The sequence below is a fragment of the uncultured Legionella sp. genome, from assembly GCF_937871865.1.
Classification (GTDB): Bacteria; Pseudomonadota; Gammaproteobacteria; order Legionellales; family Legionellaceae; genus Legionella.
Genome location: NZ_CALMPD010000247.1, coordinates 1 through 14,639, shown reverse-complemented (window position 1 = coordinate 14,639; position 14,639 = coordinate 1). Strand labels below are relative to the sequence as shown.

The window sequence follows — 14,639 nt, the reverse complement described above, 5'->3', positions numbered from 1 at the left end:
CATAAGTAGACATATGTGAATAATTATGCGTATTTTTACTGTATTATGTGAAGCAACCCGCCATGCTAACGCATAGGTTGATTATTCATATAATACATACACGGCATCATACCCCTAATCAATAATAACCGAATTGGAACTATCATTTAGCCCTTGTGATTATTAGAGTCAATTATTCGTATAATATGCCACAGCATAAAATGGTAATTTGCTTACCTAAACCCCTAGTTCTGCATGTCCGGTTCTGAGGAGGGGCTGTCTGGAGTGATCCAACAGGCCTACTCACCCCGAGGGTCAATATAGGTAGGTAATGAGAACCCGTTACCTACCTAAGAATATCAAAATTAATAAAAGACTCATTAAATGAGTATGTTACGCTCAGTTTGATAAAAATATGGTATTTTGTTATTCTCTTCGCGCCCTTATCGAAGGACTCATTGTGTAACTCTAGATGTATTTAAGGAAAAATTATGCCCTTCTCTTTACTCATTCCGGCTGCCGCTGCAGCAGCCTCCTCTTCTGGAGGATTAATAACCCTAATCGCTTCAACCACGCTTGCCTTAACCGGAGGCCTTGCGGTAGGCGCTCAATTTAGTAGTTCAAGCTCTAGTGACACTACCTCGAATAACGACTTATTCAGTTCCTTGATGGATGAGCTGTCTAATTTTTCAGAGGAAGCTCAAGGCGCTCTGATGCATGTGTTTCGTGATTTTAAGGAAGATAAAAAGGTGCTTGTTGAGAGCACTGCAACATTAAGCGCTTTGACTTCTCAATTAAATGAAGCTGCCGAAGCAACAAAAAAAAATACGCGGAGCTTACAACAAAAAGTAGATAAACCACTCGAACGTTTAAGTGAGGAACTGGGTAACGCACAGAAAAAAACTGATGAAGTGGTGAGTCAACTTAAAAAATACCAACAGGATTTAACGCAAGCCAATACAAAAATTGGCGTGCTTACTCACACGTTAAAAAAGCAGGAGGAAACTGTTACCCGACTTAATGCGGAAATAGTACCTTTAACGAAGGCGCTATCTATTCAGATTAAAGAAAAGGAGCATGCTTTGAAGAGTATAGAGCAGCTGAAAAATTCGCAAGAGAGTATAAAAAAACAATTGGCGGCACAGGTCGCATTAAATAAGCGTTTAAGCAAACAAAAAGGCTCCTTAGAGCACAAGTTGAGTCTCGTTGAGGCGGACTATCAAAAGACTATGGCTCATAAACAGACTCTAGAAATGGTTCTAGCAGACTATAAGAGTCAAGAAACCTCTTCATTGCAACGAATCAAGGAATTAGATGAGGCATGTAACCAATTGAAGTTGGAAAAGGAAGGAGTCTCTGCAGAAGAAAAAAAGGCTGCTGCACAACAGATTAAAGACTTGATGTCGCAAAAACAACAACTTCAAGAAGCACTCGATAGTAAAGAGTTAATAAAGAACAATATTGAGCAAGCCAATCAATTGCTTGAACAAGATAACGTCGCCTTACAACGTGCTTTAACGCAATTAAACACCGATTATGAGCATATCAACAAGCGATTCCATACGGTCTGTTCGTTAACACACGCTTTGAAAGTAAAAATTCAAGAGCAAGCCGACACTATTGCGTTGAAAGAAGACACCATTGCAACGCTAAGTGCTTCGAGCCCCTCCAACGTGGACTCACTGGGCTTGTTTGCTCACAAGGCCTCTGTTACCAGAGCAGTGGTGCCTACTGAGCTTTCCCCTGGTTTTAATTGAGTTTAGACTAATTTAAACGGAGTTTATTATGGCTACATCCATAGATGGTTTTTTTTCAACAGTTATCAATGGCATTTATGTTTTTGGAAGTTGGGTTTCCTCGGTACCTAAAGCAATAGCTGAGGTTTTTTCATGGTTTAACTCTAAAAAAATGGACATTCCAGACACAGAACAGGGCAAGCGACTGAAGCAGGCCTTATTACCCAATAGCAGTGTAGACAGCTTGGCACAAACGTGGGCTTATGCCTCATTTTGGACTAAAGGTGCAGTATTGATTGGGGCGACCTTGGCCTTTGGGGTGTTGGGCATAGCATTCGGAGCGTCCATTTTATTATCCATTACTTCTTTAATACTTGGTCTAGCTCTGCATGGGGTTTTGATAGCACATCATGAGGGGCGGGTTAAGCAAATCGTAAGCATGGTTAAGCAGCAAGAACTCTTAAGAGACGAGGTCAAGGAGGCTTTAGTCTCGATTAAAGGGGAAGTCGTTGATTTTCTCGAGACTCACAAAAAGGAAGCTGAAGACACCTTTGTTGAATTTAAAAAAGAGACCCAGAAATTAGCCGAAGCGGTAACGGATATTGATGAGCAGGTGAGTGAAGTTGTTTTAGTCAATAAGAAGCTGGTGGAAGCGGAGCAACACATAGAAACAACCCTCAATCAGCTCGAAAGGCAAGCGATTGCCTGGAATGACGAGCTGGAACAGCATAAAAAAGAGCTGGGTTCAGTTATTAGCGCCACTAATACCTTGTCAGGATTAGTGGCGGGGGTTACGAAGAGTCATGAACTCTTTGATGCGACTGTATCTCAGCTGCATGAAGCGGTCAATGAACTGACTAAGTCACGAGAAGATGAAAGGGAGTTGGAAGAGGACTTACTGGGTGATTTCAGTGTTTATACTGCTCAAACGAAAAAAATGCTTGAGCAATCGCACCTAATTCTCGATCAACTTAAGGCAACTGAAATGCGGTTTGAACAACGCAAAGAAAAGGAGTTTAAGGACAGTGATTTATTTATAAGCGAAGCCGTTATTGCGGCACACCGAGAAGGGATTCAAGCAACGAAAAAAGAGATAGAACAAGTTGATATACGAATGAAGCAGCGTGCCATGCGTGTCGAGACAGAGAAAAAAGAGCGGGAAGAATCACTAATTGGGAAATCAGCTTTGGAAAAACAATCGGGTTGCATTTTGGAGGATTGCGCTGAGGAACTAAAGTCATCCATTGTACTGAAAGAGCGGGCTATGGCTAATCTTAAGCAGAGGGAGTCAATGCCCTATAAGGCAGTCGACTTTTCTGAACAGGATCAATTTATCCGTTCTCTTGAAGATTTTTTATTGGCTAGTGACGAGCAAAGCAAGGCTAGAGGTGTGCGAACAGAGGATTATGGACGTTTCTTTTCAGTGGCCGTGCACGATAAGGCTCCATGCGAAGATTCCACTCCAGGTCTTTGTGCTCACTAACAGATAAAAAAAGATTTTGCTTCCTTTTAGGGGGGTCGTCCAGCAATTTATCAGCCTATTTTCATAGCTTAAGTGAGTTGGCTGTTCCATTACTCTCCATAGGCCTATTGGGGTAAGTCATGATGGGGGGCTCAATAGGATTTTCCTATTTAGAACCCTCTATACTTTATATGGATAAAGGAGTGTAGATAATTTTATTGAGGCGCGTATCTTGATGTTCCCCCCTAATTGTGCTTTAGCCAACTCCGTAGAACGGTACAGGTTTCATCATTAGTGCGAATTAATTGATGGTAGAGGGGATCGAGTAATTTGCGATGACCCGCTTTGTAGTACCGCTCAAAATATTGGCAGGAAAAGTACATTTTTTGCGTTCCTAAGTACGCCATCCCACCTTTAATTTTATGGGTTATCTTTTCTATTTTTGCCCAATCGTGTTGTTTATAAGCCTCTTTTAATTGTGTTATGTCTTGTTGCATGAAATCAGAGATACAGCGTTGCAGTAGTGTAATAAGTAATGGCTTATCTGGGCAGAGCTTTAAGGCAAGTTCTTCATCAAATACCGAAAGGTGTTCCAATTGAAACAATTCATCTTCTGTATTCGGTAAATCGGCTCCTAATGATACAGTTCCTGAGGTACTGTCTGTTGCCTCATGGTTCTTATTCAATTGTACCCATTGCTGAATGCATGAGTGTAGCCGCTCAATTTGTGCTGGTTTACTTAATACGTCATCCATGCCGCTTTCAATGCATTCTGCAAGTGCTGAGTCTCTCGCGTGTCCAGTTAATCCAATGATAGGGAAACGGGGTACGTTGTGCTTTTGTTCCTGTTCTCGAACGCGTTTTGTTAATTCTGTTCCAGAAATTCCTGGCAGCCCAATATCCGTAATCATTAAATCAAAGGAGTGATTGTTCCACATAGCCCACGCCTCTTCTCCTGTAGTTGCTGAACTAAAGGTGTATTTTTTTTGTGTTAAAAGGAATTCTAACGTTTTTAACGCGATAATATTGTCTTCTACTAAAAGAAGATGAGCTGTTTGTTTGGAAGAAGAAGGGGGTCGTGGTGGGGGATTTCGTTTTGGATTGAGTGCTGGTTCTTGACCTAATGAGCACTCAATGTCGAAATGAAACGTACTGCCCACACCTTCCTTGCTCGTTAAGGTAATATGGCCGCCGAGTAGTTCAACATAGGTTTGTGCAATGTGTAATCCTAATCCATGCCCGCTGTAACTGCCATTATAAGACGAACTCACTTTAAAAAATTGGTTAAACACGAGCGCTTGAACGGTTTCTGGGATGCCAATCCCGGTATCTGATACACTGAATTTGAGATGTACCGTGTCACCCTCGTGATGCAGGCATTCAATGCTGAGCGTAATACAGCCTGATTGAGTAAATTTAATGGCATTGCCGGTTAAATTTAATAAAATGCGCTGGATTTTATTGTAATCGCTTTTAATATAACAAGGCACATTCGATGCAATTTCTGCTTTAAGGGATAAATTCTTGAGAGCGGTTGCTGGAGACTCTAGACGTATCAAATCATGGATGCACTGATGCACATCAAAGGATTCTGATTTAACATCGCTCTCACTGAGGTTGTCTGCCCGCACATCATCTAAGATGTCATTGAGCATCTGAAGCAGCTCCTCGCCGCTGTTATGCAGCATATGGGCTTTTTCTTTATCCTTCGGGTCTTGAAGGTTTTGTTCTAAAATTTCAGATAATCCGATAACTCCCGTTAAGGGTGTTCTGATGTCATGGCTCATATTGGCTATGAATTCGGTTTTGGCTGCATTCGCAGCTTCGGCTTGTTTTTTTGCTTGCTCCAGTGCGTGTTCCATTTTAATTCGTTCGGTGATGTTTACCGAGATGCCTAACATTCCAATAATGAGTCCTTGAGGGTTCTTCAAGGGAACCTTTTTAGATAAATAAATCTCCTTCACTCCATCAGGTTGATACAAGGGCTCTTCGATACTTAATGACACGCCTTTTTGGATTACTTCTTGATCTGCCTTTTTGTAATAGGCTCCAGATTGTTCATCATAAAGATCGGAATACGTTTTTCCTATGATGTCATGGCGTGATTTTAAGCGAAGCAGTTTCGCCATGTCGTTACTGCAACCTAAATAAATGTATTCGGCATTCATCCAGTACACGCTGATGGGAATTTCAGCAATGATGTTTTCCATATATTGGTATATGTCTTGATCATTGTTTTTAGCGTTTTGTGTTAAAGGGGTTAATAGGTAATGACTAATGACATCCAAATGGTGATTGTTAGATGACGAGGGATGCTCTGTCGTTACAATAAGGCCTGTGTATTCCTGTTCCTCAATCTGGATGAGTGCAGGGTAAAGTACCGACTCTTCTCCTTCAGGCGAGTGCTGTGTATAAGACAGCGTGTGTCCTAACAGGTGCTCCTTTTTTATATTCCAGGCGTGTTGGGCTGCATCATTGATGTCCAGAACCACATCATGCTCTGAAATCCATACAACAGGATTCGAGATGGCGTTTAGGAGCGATTGCACTAATTGTGAATCAACGGTTAGGGGCTGTTTTTTTCTATTCATGGTCTTTATCCATTAAGCTGTTCTGGATTAATTGTGCTAATACTTTGCTGTTATCTGCATAAAACATACTTTCATGATCACCTGGAGTCAGGTAACACTCAATGGGGAGGTCAGTATATTGATCCCACCAGTTTAATGGCGCGTCGTATTGAAATAAAGGGGATAAATGAGTTGCTTTAAAAAGAAGTAAGGGGGCTTTAATCCGAGGCATGGTGTAGGACATCAGCATTTGCTCTCGATGCCACTGCATTTCCAGTAAAAAATCAGCATTTTTCAGATTGTTTTTTTGATAATCGTCTAAAAGACGGGTGTTTTGCTCTTGCATCAGTTCTTTAAAATGCGCTTCACTACTTTGGAGCGCGGGATATTCAGCCCAGCCGTCTAGAGAAATAATTGCCGCTACGGATTCCTTTTTTTTGTGTAATTGTTCTGCTATTTCTATCGCGACAGATGCTCCGAACGATGCTCCTCCAATCAGATAGGGACCGTGTGATTGAATGTGCTTCATGTGCTCAATATAACAGCTGGCCATTTCTTCTAAGTGCTCAAAAAGAAACGATTGGGTTTCTAGGGAGGGGTCTTGAATCGCGTACAAAGGGCGGTCTTTATCAAAGTGTTTAGCCAGCTCAGTGTACCAAAAAATGCTGCCTCCGACAGGATGTACTAGAAACAGCGGCGTTTTATCGCCTGATTTTTTTAAAGGAATAATGCTTTGAATCGTCTGTGAACACTTAAGGGGGGCTTTATGAAGTAAGCGTTCTACTTCTTGGGACAAAGAACGAATACTGGGGTAATCAAACAACGCGCGAATGGTTAATTTGATGGATAGCGTCTCATGAATGCGTGCAATAATGTGCATCGCCATCAGAGAATGCCCACCGTGCTCAAAAAAATCCTCATCAATACCTAATTCCTCTTTTTTTAAAACATCGCACCAGATGCGATGTATTTGGGTTTGTGTTTTTGTTTCTGGAGCTGTTTGTTGTTGGGTAGCAATGGAGAGTTTTTTTATAGGGGTTAGGGTGTGCTTTCTATCGAGCTTTCCATTCGGTGTAAAAAACAAATGGTCTACAATGTAAAAATGCGATGGAATCATATACGCTGGAAGTTCTTTTTTAAGGGCAGCACGCAGCTCATTGGCACTGATGTGAGTGTGTTCCAGGACAACTAAATAGGCAGATAAAGACACCGTGGCCTCTGAAATACGTTCTGGTTTCACCAAACATTGGTACACGGCATGTATTTTTTCTAAACACGATTCAATTTCACAGATTTCAATACGAAACCCGCGGATTTTGATTTGATCATCTGCACGGCCATGGTATTCAATGGCTCCATCATTATGCCTTTTAACTAAGTCCCCTGTTTTATAAAGACGCTCTTCGGGATAAAAGGGATTAGGAATAAATTTTTGTTCTGTTAAGTGAGGATTATGAAGATACCCTTTCGCTAACCCATCACCTGAAAGGAACAGTTCACCTAACACTCCAGAAGGCACCCTTTGCATGTATCTATCTAGGATATACGCTTTGGTATTAAAAATGGGCGTTCCAATAAGGCTGATTGAGCGCTCACTGTCCTCAATGGAGCACGTACGCGTGATAGTATCAATTGTTGCTTCTGTGGGGCCATATAAGTTATGAAGTTGTGCCCCAAACGTATTGTGCTCATAAAAGCCATGAATGGTTTCAGGAAGTAAGGCTTCACCACCACAAAATACATGGCGTAACGAGGAGCAAGAACCAAATCCTTGAGTGAGGGTTATCTCACGAAGCATCGAGGGTACAAGCTGAATAATGGTGATGTGATTTTGGATGATTAAATCAATTAACTCTTTCGGATTGGTATGTGCTTCATCAGGAGCGATAACCAAAAGCCCTCCAACAACCAGGGGCATAAAAAGCTCCCAAACCGAGGCATCAAATGAAAACGGGGTTTTTAATAAAAAGCGGTCTTCTGGATTAAAATCATAGACTGTGTTCATCCACATCATGTGATTACAGGCTGCTTGATGCGGTATAGCAACTCCTTTAGGAATTCCTGTCGTTCCTGATGTGTAAATGATGTAAGCCAAATCTGAAGAGAGTGTTTTTATCAAGGGTTGGGTCGATTCTAATTGGTGATAGGGTATCTCATTGGTGTTGATAATCATTCCGTTGTAATCGGTTAATTGCTGAGGAACATGCTGTTCATGAGTCATGAGGTAGTGAGTCTGGCTGTGTTGTAATATGTATTGAATCCGTTGACTTGGATAGTAGGGGTCAATCGGAAGATACGCTGCTCCTGATTTTAATATACCTAAAATACTGACCAGCATGTCCAATGAGCGATGAAGATGTACTGCAATACAGTCGTTAGGCTGTACTCCTTGTTGAATCAGGTAGTGGGCTAATTGATTTGCTTTCTGATTGAGCTGTTCGTAGCTGATGGTTTGTCCTTCAAAACAGGCAGCAGTATTTTGAGGGGTTTTAAAAGCCATTTCTTCGATTTGTTGATGCAGTAATTGGCTGGTATCGTACTCATAATCTGTATTATTCCAAGAGCTCATTTGGCCAAGCTCTTCTTGGCTTAGTAGTGTTAATTCGTAGAGTTTTTTATCAGGATGAGCGAGCGCATTTTCTAGAAGAAGTGCTACATGTTCTTCGATACGATTAAAAAATTCATAAGAGGATTCGTTGTCTTGGTAGTTGGTCCTATTATGAATATGAAGGCCTGAGCCATTTTTGGCAATGGAGATAATCAGTTTGTATTCTTCTTCTGAGGCGTTTGTTGGCCGTTGTTCCTCAATAAAACGAATTAATACTTCTTTTTTGGGTATTTGTAATTCGGGATAACGAACAAAGAGATCGTTACAAAACGTGTCGTGCTGGGTTAGGCGAACTAGTTCGTTGGTGAGTGTAGTTAATGCGTTGCTAAAGGCTAAATCATGGAACAAATTCGTAGTGAATGGATAGGTTTCGGATAAAAAGGAACCGAGTGCTCCTGTTTCTGGTGCGCGTGTTGCATCACGGATTTGAAACGAATAATTTTTATAATCATTGATTCGGTAGAGATAGATTAAAACCACTGTAAATAGAAGGTAATAAGGTGGCACGTTCATTGTTGCTGAATACTGTTGTATTTGGTGTTTGATGTGTTGGGGCAGAGCTAAGGAGGAACGACGTCCTGAATCAGGAGTTTTAGCTCGGTTTAATGTGGCTAAAAAGGATAAATCATGATGAATATAGTGGGTGTGTTCCTTCACCCAGAATTGTTCTGTCTTTGGCATTGAGGCCCTCAGCGGAAAATCCAGCTGATTTACATTAGGTACTACGTGACCTACTGAAAGATTGCATAGGGTACTCCAACGTTCTATATCATAAATTACCCCGTGTGCATCCATGATACTTAATAATGCGATATCCGAAGTATTTGTGGTAATTTGTACTTCGTTTTTAGACAAATGCACTACAGTACCTGGCTCACCCTGAGAGGCTACATGCAAAATGCGGTGCGCATGGATGATGTACCACTGATTATTAATGAACAGTTTCGCTGTGGCCAATTCGTTACGATAAGGGCCAAGTGACAGGGCGCGACAGAGGTGGTCTATTTCATCTGCGCTCGAGTTCCAAGTCACAAAGCCGAGATTTTTGGGTTTATTTTTTAACCCGTAATACGAACGTTGTTCTAAATTTTGTGGTACAAGGCATTCCGTATTGGTACTTAGCTCATCGACCAAAACAGCAAAGGACTCAATGGCTGCCTCATAGCACTTTAAATTAAGATTTAGAGCCGTATCGTGTTTTTCTATTGGGATGACACGTTGTTTGACAATAGCTCCTGAATCAATTTGCGGTTCAATGAGATGCCAGGTGATGGCGTGTTCTGATTCATTATTTAAGATAGCCCAAGAGGTGGCGTAGAGTCCTGCGTACTTTGGTAATGGTGAGTTATGGTAGTTAATCGCATGAACTCTTGGTGCGCTAAGAATGGACTCAGGAAGGATCACATCATTCACAATGCTGAATAAGTAGTCAAAAGAGGTATGAATATGTCGTTGCTCAAACTCATTAATGTTATTTATGAACGAAATACGATGCTCCTGACACCAAGCCTTAACTTGAGGCGATGAAGAAATAATCCCGCATACTGAATGATTCTTTTCTGCCAATATAGAAGCACAATGCATTGTTAGGGTATCATTTCCAATGACATAGCAACTGAAGGTTTCTTTATTTTCCATGTCTTCTCTTTGCATTGAAACGGTTTTTTAATTATTGTGTCACAACAATAGATGCTTTGTTTTTATTCATTTTAGTTAGTATTTTTAATAAGATCCAGAAGCCTTAAGCTCGTAGCGCATAGAACAGTATGGAGAGTCACTGCTGTCGGCCTGAGTGTTAAAGGCGATTTTGGGGCTTTTCTTTAAAGAAACTGATTAATTCAATGCGTGCTCACAATAGCTTCCTGTGGAAGGTACTGCGCCCCATGAATGCTTTTTTTATTGCGTAAAATCCATTAACGTACAGGACGTACAAACACTTCAAATTCCCCTACCCTTGATTTTGATAGTTACGCGTTGATGTTCGAGGTATTGAGTATCTGGTTCAACCTGGCTCCTGTTGTATTAAGTCCCTTACTGTGTTCACTGATAGCATCGGCTAGAACCATTAAGCGGTTCACAAGGCTGCTGTCGATGTTGTTCTTCAAAACAGTTAAATCAGTGGTGCCCAGGTCACGAAGCCCTTTGATTGATTTTATTTTTGACGCCCAAATGTTCTTTTTTTCACAATACACACCGTAATAATGATGGAGGGGCATCGTCATGTATGGACCCAGCCCTGGATGCAAGAAGTAATTGAATAAAATGTTAGCAAACGAGATAGAGATGCAGCCATGTATACGGCTTCTTGTTACAGCGCCTTGTCAGCACCTGAGCCCTGATAGTCTCTGCGCTCTTCCTCCTCATCAACTTATCGGTATCTAGAACCCATGACGATGTTAGGTTTTGAAAGAGCAGGTCTTACCTGTTTTGCTATCACTTATTGTTTTACCTTAAGCACACTCCAGACGGTAGTAACTCTGTATTTATTCGTGTTGTGTTTTATGCAGCACACGCCAGTTCAGGTTGATAACACGCACCGGTTGCCATGATAGCCCAGATGATTCGAGCATTTTTATTGGCCAAAGCGACTGCTGCTTTATTGGCTCCATGCTGAAGCTTTTTACGAGCAACCCATTGGTTTTTCACATCTGCTTTATTATCACAGTATCGCGTCACAGTGCGCGCCCCATGGATGAGTAACGTCCTGAGGTAACGGTCTCCTCGTTTACTGATACCGCTTAATCGGATTTTATGCCCACTGGAGTTTTGTTTTGGAGTTAGCCCAAGCCATGCAGAGACTTCACGGCCATTTTTAAATACATTCGGGTCGCCAATACTGGCCACAATTGCTGAGGCAGTCATGGGACCAATGCCTTCTATTTTCATCACCTCACAACATAAGGGATTGTTCATCGCTTGCGCTTTGATTTCCTGGTCGTAAAAGCCTACTTCATTATCGATTGCTTTAAATTGTTCATAAAGTCGAACAAATAAGGCGTATGCTGTACTGCTTAAATGGGCTTGATGATCATCCAATCGCTCCATCAGTTGACGAACCTGACGAATACCTTGTGGAAGAATAATGCCGTACTCATTCAATAATCCTCGTATCTGATTAGCTTGAGCTGTTCGTTGTTTCACTAACAGCTCTCTTATCCGATGCACCATCAACACCTCTTGTTGAGCCGCTGATTTTACAGCAACAAACTTCATTTCTGGACGCGTAACTGCCTCCGCTATTCCGCGAGCATCATTTTTATCATTCTTATTCGCCATAACATAGGGCTTTACGAATTGTGGCGCTATGATTTTAACTTCATGCCCTAGGGATTGAAGGGTTCGTGCCCAATAATGGAAGCCTGAGCAGGCCTCAATACCAACCAGGCACGGCGTACAGTTACTCATAAACTCAATGAATTGCTCCCTTCCAAGGCGTTTACTTAATACCTGCTTTCCAGCACCATTAGCTCCATGGAGTTGGAATATATTCTTTGCTAAATCAACACCTAATGTTTTAAGCTCTTTATTCATGGATCCTCCACTTTTTGAATGATTTCATAACACGCTCATTCTGGCTCATTACGAAGCCTCTTTAAAGTTGCTGGGTCCATACTATTAACTTAACTTTTTAAAGCAGAATCAAAGAGAGCATGTCGAATTTTAGGCGCAAAGAATCTCAGAAGCAGTATTTTGCCAGGTTTCTTTAGCCTTTTGAAATTGTTCTCTTCGATGAGAGGCTGAATGGGTATAGCGTCCGACGGCCACAGCAAAGAGATTACGCGTTTCACCCATGAGCGCGATGACGGCCTGTGCCCCTGCAGGTGATTTGAATCGAATGAGGCATTTTTCTTTTCTGCGCGTGGGTTGATGGGCATTTTCAACCCGATTATTAAGCCCTTTGTGCGAGCGGTGCTCGGCTCCTTTGCACATCTGGCGAATGGGCTTGATGTAGCTCCTGAGCTTATCGGTTACAATCACCCGAGGCCTGGGATGAGCGTTCAATAGACGAGACAGGAAGCGGATGGCTGCTTTTTTATTACGCCGCTTTTGCAGAAACACATCCAGCTCATACCCCTCATCATCCACGGCACGCCATAAATAATACATCGCGCCCCGAATCCGTAGTTGCTGCTCATCCAGGTGCCATTTGTCCGATGGTCTGGAGGCGCGCTTTTTAATGATGTTCTTAAAATGAGGCCCAAACTTAATGCACCATTGACGTATCGTCTCATAACTGACATCAATACCACGATAAAGCAAGCGCTCCGATACATTCCGATAACTGTCATTAAAACGATGGTAACTCCATACCGCGATGCTGATTAATTCCAAGGGATAACGGTATCTTTTCGGTTTCCTTTCCACCATCTCGACCTTCCTGTTAAATGAAATACAGTCTAGACCATTAGTTAAGTTGACGGTGCCCAGCTGCCTTCTGTTTGGGGCCCTGTGGAAGAACTGACAAAAAGGGGGATTTCGCGATCTTATATTAAATCCCTCTCAAATGCATTTTCTACAGCATTTAATCTCGTCTTGAAAGCTCATCCGAAGAGCTAAGATATTATTTCATTCCTATAGGAAAGATTTGAGGCTTCTTCATCTTGTCCTCGTGTACCTAAAGAATCAATGCGCGTAATATGCACACTATTATTCATCGATAACAGTAATTCATTTTGTTTTTTATCAATGAATTCACGAATATCAGCATTATTAAAATGTGCATTAAATGCATCATAATTTGAGTATTTTTCAATAAGTGGGCATCGTCATTGGCATCATTTTTATTTGTTTTAACAAATGGCTTAACAAATTGAGGGCTAATTAATTTAACGATATGACCATATCTCTGAAAAACTCGCGCCCAGTAATTTGAGCCACCACAGGATTCCATGACAATCGTGCATTGAGGCAAATTAGCCACGTATTCAGTTAATTGAGTTCGTTCAATTCGTTTTTTTAATAGCTTTTTACCATTTTTATCAGCGCCATGAAGTTGAAAAATATTTTTCGCTATGTCTATACCTAATACGTTAATATTCATTATGAATCTCCCATTCAGTTTCAAACAGTCAATTTGAATACTAAGCTGGTTACTATTAAATACCAACTCAGTGGGTGGGATGGTTCATTACATTGGAGCCTATGAATTTGCCGACTGGGGCAAAAGCAGCCTGGGTAGAGCGCCTGAGCAAACCCAAAACAGCGGCCTTACCTTAAACCCTCTTTACACCAATGGGGTTTTATTTAACCTCACTTATATTGCATAAGGAAACAAGATGAACAGTAGACAATTTATTCACAAAATAATGCTAGGCATAGGGCTCGTATGTGCCATGGCTTTGGCATATGCTGGAAAGCCAGTGTGGACGTTTACCCCATTAACACCAACAACCATCACGGTGGCGGCAAATGATACCGCGACGGTAAGTTATCAAGTCACCAATCAATCCAGAAAGTCACATACCTTAGTGATGAAAGCCATTCCTGGTGTAACCCAGGTAACGAGCACAGGAAATTGCCCAAACCCCTTTGTTTTAGGTTATCAGCAATCCTGTACTTTAAATTTATCCATTAACGGCAGCGCGTTAAACGGGAATGTCTCAGGTGGACCTGTTGTATGTAGCCGAGGTAATCCAAATCAATGCTATCAACCAAGTGCTGCAAACAGCTTACGCATTACCAACGGGCCTGCAGTGGATTATACGGTAGGAGGCTCTGTATTTGGGCTTTCAGGGACTTTGGTGTTAGAGAACAATGGTGGTGACGCACTGACCATGAATGCCGATGGAACTTTTACCTTTTTCAATGCCCTGCCTCCAGGGGGCTCTTATTTGGTCACCGTACAAAGTCAGCCTGCAACCCAAACCTGTACCGTAACCAATGGCAGCGGTACCATCACCAACGCTAATATCACCAATGTAACGGTAAACTGCTCCACCAATACCCGAACCGTAGGGGGCTCTGTTTCAGGGCTTGCAGCATCGGAATCGGTTGTGCTGCAAAATAACGGCAGCGATAATTTGACGCGCAACAGCAACGGCTCCTTTACTTTTTCAACGCCCGTTGCTCAAGGTGCCACCTATAATGTGACGATACTCACTCAACCCAGCACCCAAACCTGCACCGTGACCAATGGCAGTGGCACTGCAGGAGCTTCGAACATCACCAATGTGCAAGTGACCTGCGCTACCAATGCCTATACGGTAGGAGGTACTGTCTCGGGTTTATCTGGCCTAGCGCTCCGGAACTTGCGCCCTGACGCAAAAATTTGAAATCATCCTGTT

9 protein-coding genes and 1 pseudogene are annotated in these 14,639 nt (G+C 42.0%); 4 read left to right on the top strand and 6 right to left on the bottom strand.

Features of this window, described 5'->3' with window-relative positions; translation table 11 throughout:
• Positions 1–470: 470 nt before the first annotated feature.
• Both Q0495_RS13115 and Q0495_RS13110 read left to right on the top strand, forming a co-directional pair.
• Positions 471–1,736 carry a hypothetical protein gene (locus tag Q0495_RS13115; RefSeq protein WP_298627080.1) on the top strand — a complete coding sequence of 422 codons (1,266 nt, stop codon included), beginning with the start codon at positions 471–473 and terminating at the stop codon, positions 1,734–1,736.
• A 28-nt stretch (positions 1,737–1,764) separates the two neighbouring features.
• A complete protein-coding gene (locus tag Q0495_RS13110; protein WP_298627078.1) occupies positions 1,765–3,198 on the top strand; it encodes a hypothetical protein in 1,434 nt (477 codons plus the stop codon).
• Between the two features lie 224 nt (positions 3,199–3,422).
• On the opposite strand, the gene Q0495_RS13105 is transcribed toward Q0495_RS13110, so the two are convergent.
• From Q0495_RS13105 to Q0495_RS13080, 6 genes are all read right to left on the bottom strand, one after another.
• The gene (locus Q0495_RS13105) at positions 3,423–5,768 is read right to left on the bottom strand and encodes an ATP-binding protein (protein ID WP_298627076.1); all 2,346 of its coding nucleotides are present in this window, start codon (positions 5,766–5,768) and stop codon (positions 3,423–3,425) included.
• Entirely contained in the window at positions 5,761–9,993 is a 4,233-nt protein-coding gene (locus Q0495_RS13100; RefSeq protein ID WP_298627074.1) for an amino acid adenylation domain-containing protein, read from the bottom strand. The genes Q0495_RS13105 and Q0495_RS13100 overlap by 8 nt, the downstream gene beginning before the upstream one ends.
• Positions 9,994–10,322: 329 nt before the next feature.
• Complete coding sequence (locus Q0495_RS13095; RefSeq protein ID WP_298627072.1) at positions 10,323–10,577, bottom strand: hypothetical protein; 255 nt, start codon at positions 10,575–10,577, stop codon at positions 10,323–10,325.
• Between the two features lie 277 nt (positions 10,578–10,854).
• Positions 10,855–11,886: an IS110 family transposase gene (locus Q0495_RS13090; RefSeq protein WP_298627070.1), complete on the bottom strand. Its 1,032-nt coding sequence runs from the start codon at positions 11,884–11,886 to the stop codon at positions 10,855–10,857.
• Positions 11,887–12,015: 129 nt separating this feature from the next.
• Positions 12,016–12,723 (bottom strand): IS6 family transposase, encoded by a 708-nt coding sequence (locus Q0495_RS13085; RefSeq protein WP_298627068.1) that lies wholly within the window; start codon positions 12,721–12,723, stop codon positions 12,016–12,018.
• Between the two features lie 283 nt (positions 12,724–13,006).
• Positions 13,007–13,396: a transposase gene (locus tag Q0495_RS13080; RefSeq protein ID WP_298627066.1), complete on the bottom strand. Its 390-nt coding sequence runs from the start codon at positions 13,394–13,396 to the stop codon at positions 13,007–13,009.
• A gap of 100 nt (positions 13,397–13,496) precedes the next feature.
• Between Q0495_RS13080 and Q0495_RS13075 the strand changes: the two are divergent.
• A pseudogene (locus Q0495_RS13075) lies at positions 13,497–13,622 on the top strand (porin family protein); the annotation flags it as partial.
• Positions 13,623–13,631: 9 nt separating this feature from the next.
• Complete coding sequence (locus tag Q0495_RS13070) at positions 13,632–14,627, top strand: hypothetical protein (protein WP_298627064.1); 996 nt, start codon at positions 13,632–13,634, stop codon at positions 14,625–14,627.
• Positions 14,628–14,639 lie beyond the last annotated feature (12 nt).

Coding starts and splice junctions, on each gene's coding strand:
- Q0495_RS13115 (WP_298627080.1), top strand. CDS start 471: ATGCCCTTCTCTTTACTCATTCCGGCTGCCGCTGCAGCAGCCTCCTCT.
- Q0495_RS13110 (WP_298627078.1), top strand. CDS start 1,765: ATGGCTACATCCATAGATGGTTTTTTTTCAACAGTTATCAATGGCATT.
- Q0495_RS13105 (WP_298627076.1), bottom strand. CDS start 5,768: ATGAATAGAAAAAAACAGCCCCTAACCGTTGATTCACAATTAGTGCAA.
- Q0495_RS13100 (WP_298627074.1), bottom strand. CDS start 9,993: ATGGAAAATAAAGAAACCTTCAGTTGCTATGTCATTGGAAATGATACC.
- Q0495_RS13095 (WP_298627072.1), bottom strand. CDS start 10,577: ATGACGATGCCCCTCCATCATTATTACGGTGTGTATTGTGAAAAAAAG.
- Q0495_RS13090 (WP_298627070.1), bottom strand. CDS start 11,886: ATGAATAAAGAGCTTAAAACATTAGGTGTTGATTTAGCAAAGAATATA.
- Q0495_RS13085 (WP_298627068.1), bottom strand. CDS start 12,723: ATGGTGGAAAGGAAACCGAAAAGATACCGTTATCCCTTGGAATTAATC.
- Q0495_RS13080 (WP_298627066.1), bottom strand. CDS start 13,396: ATGAATATTAACGTATTAGGTATAGACATAGCGAAAAATATTTTTCAA.
- Q0495_RS13070 (WP_298627064.1), top strand. CDS start 13,632: ATGAACAGTAGACAATTTATTCACAAAATAATGCTAGGCATAGGGCTC.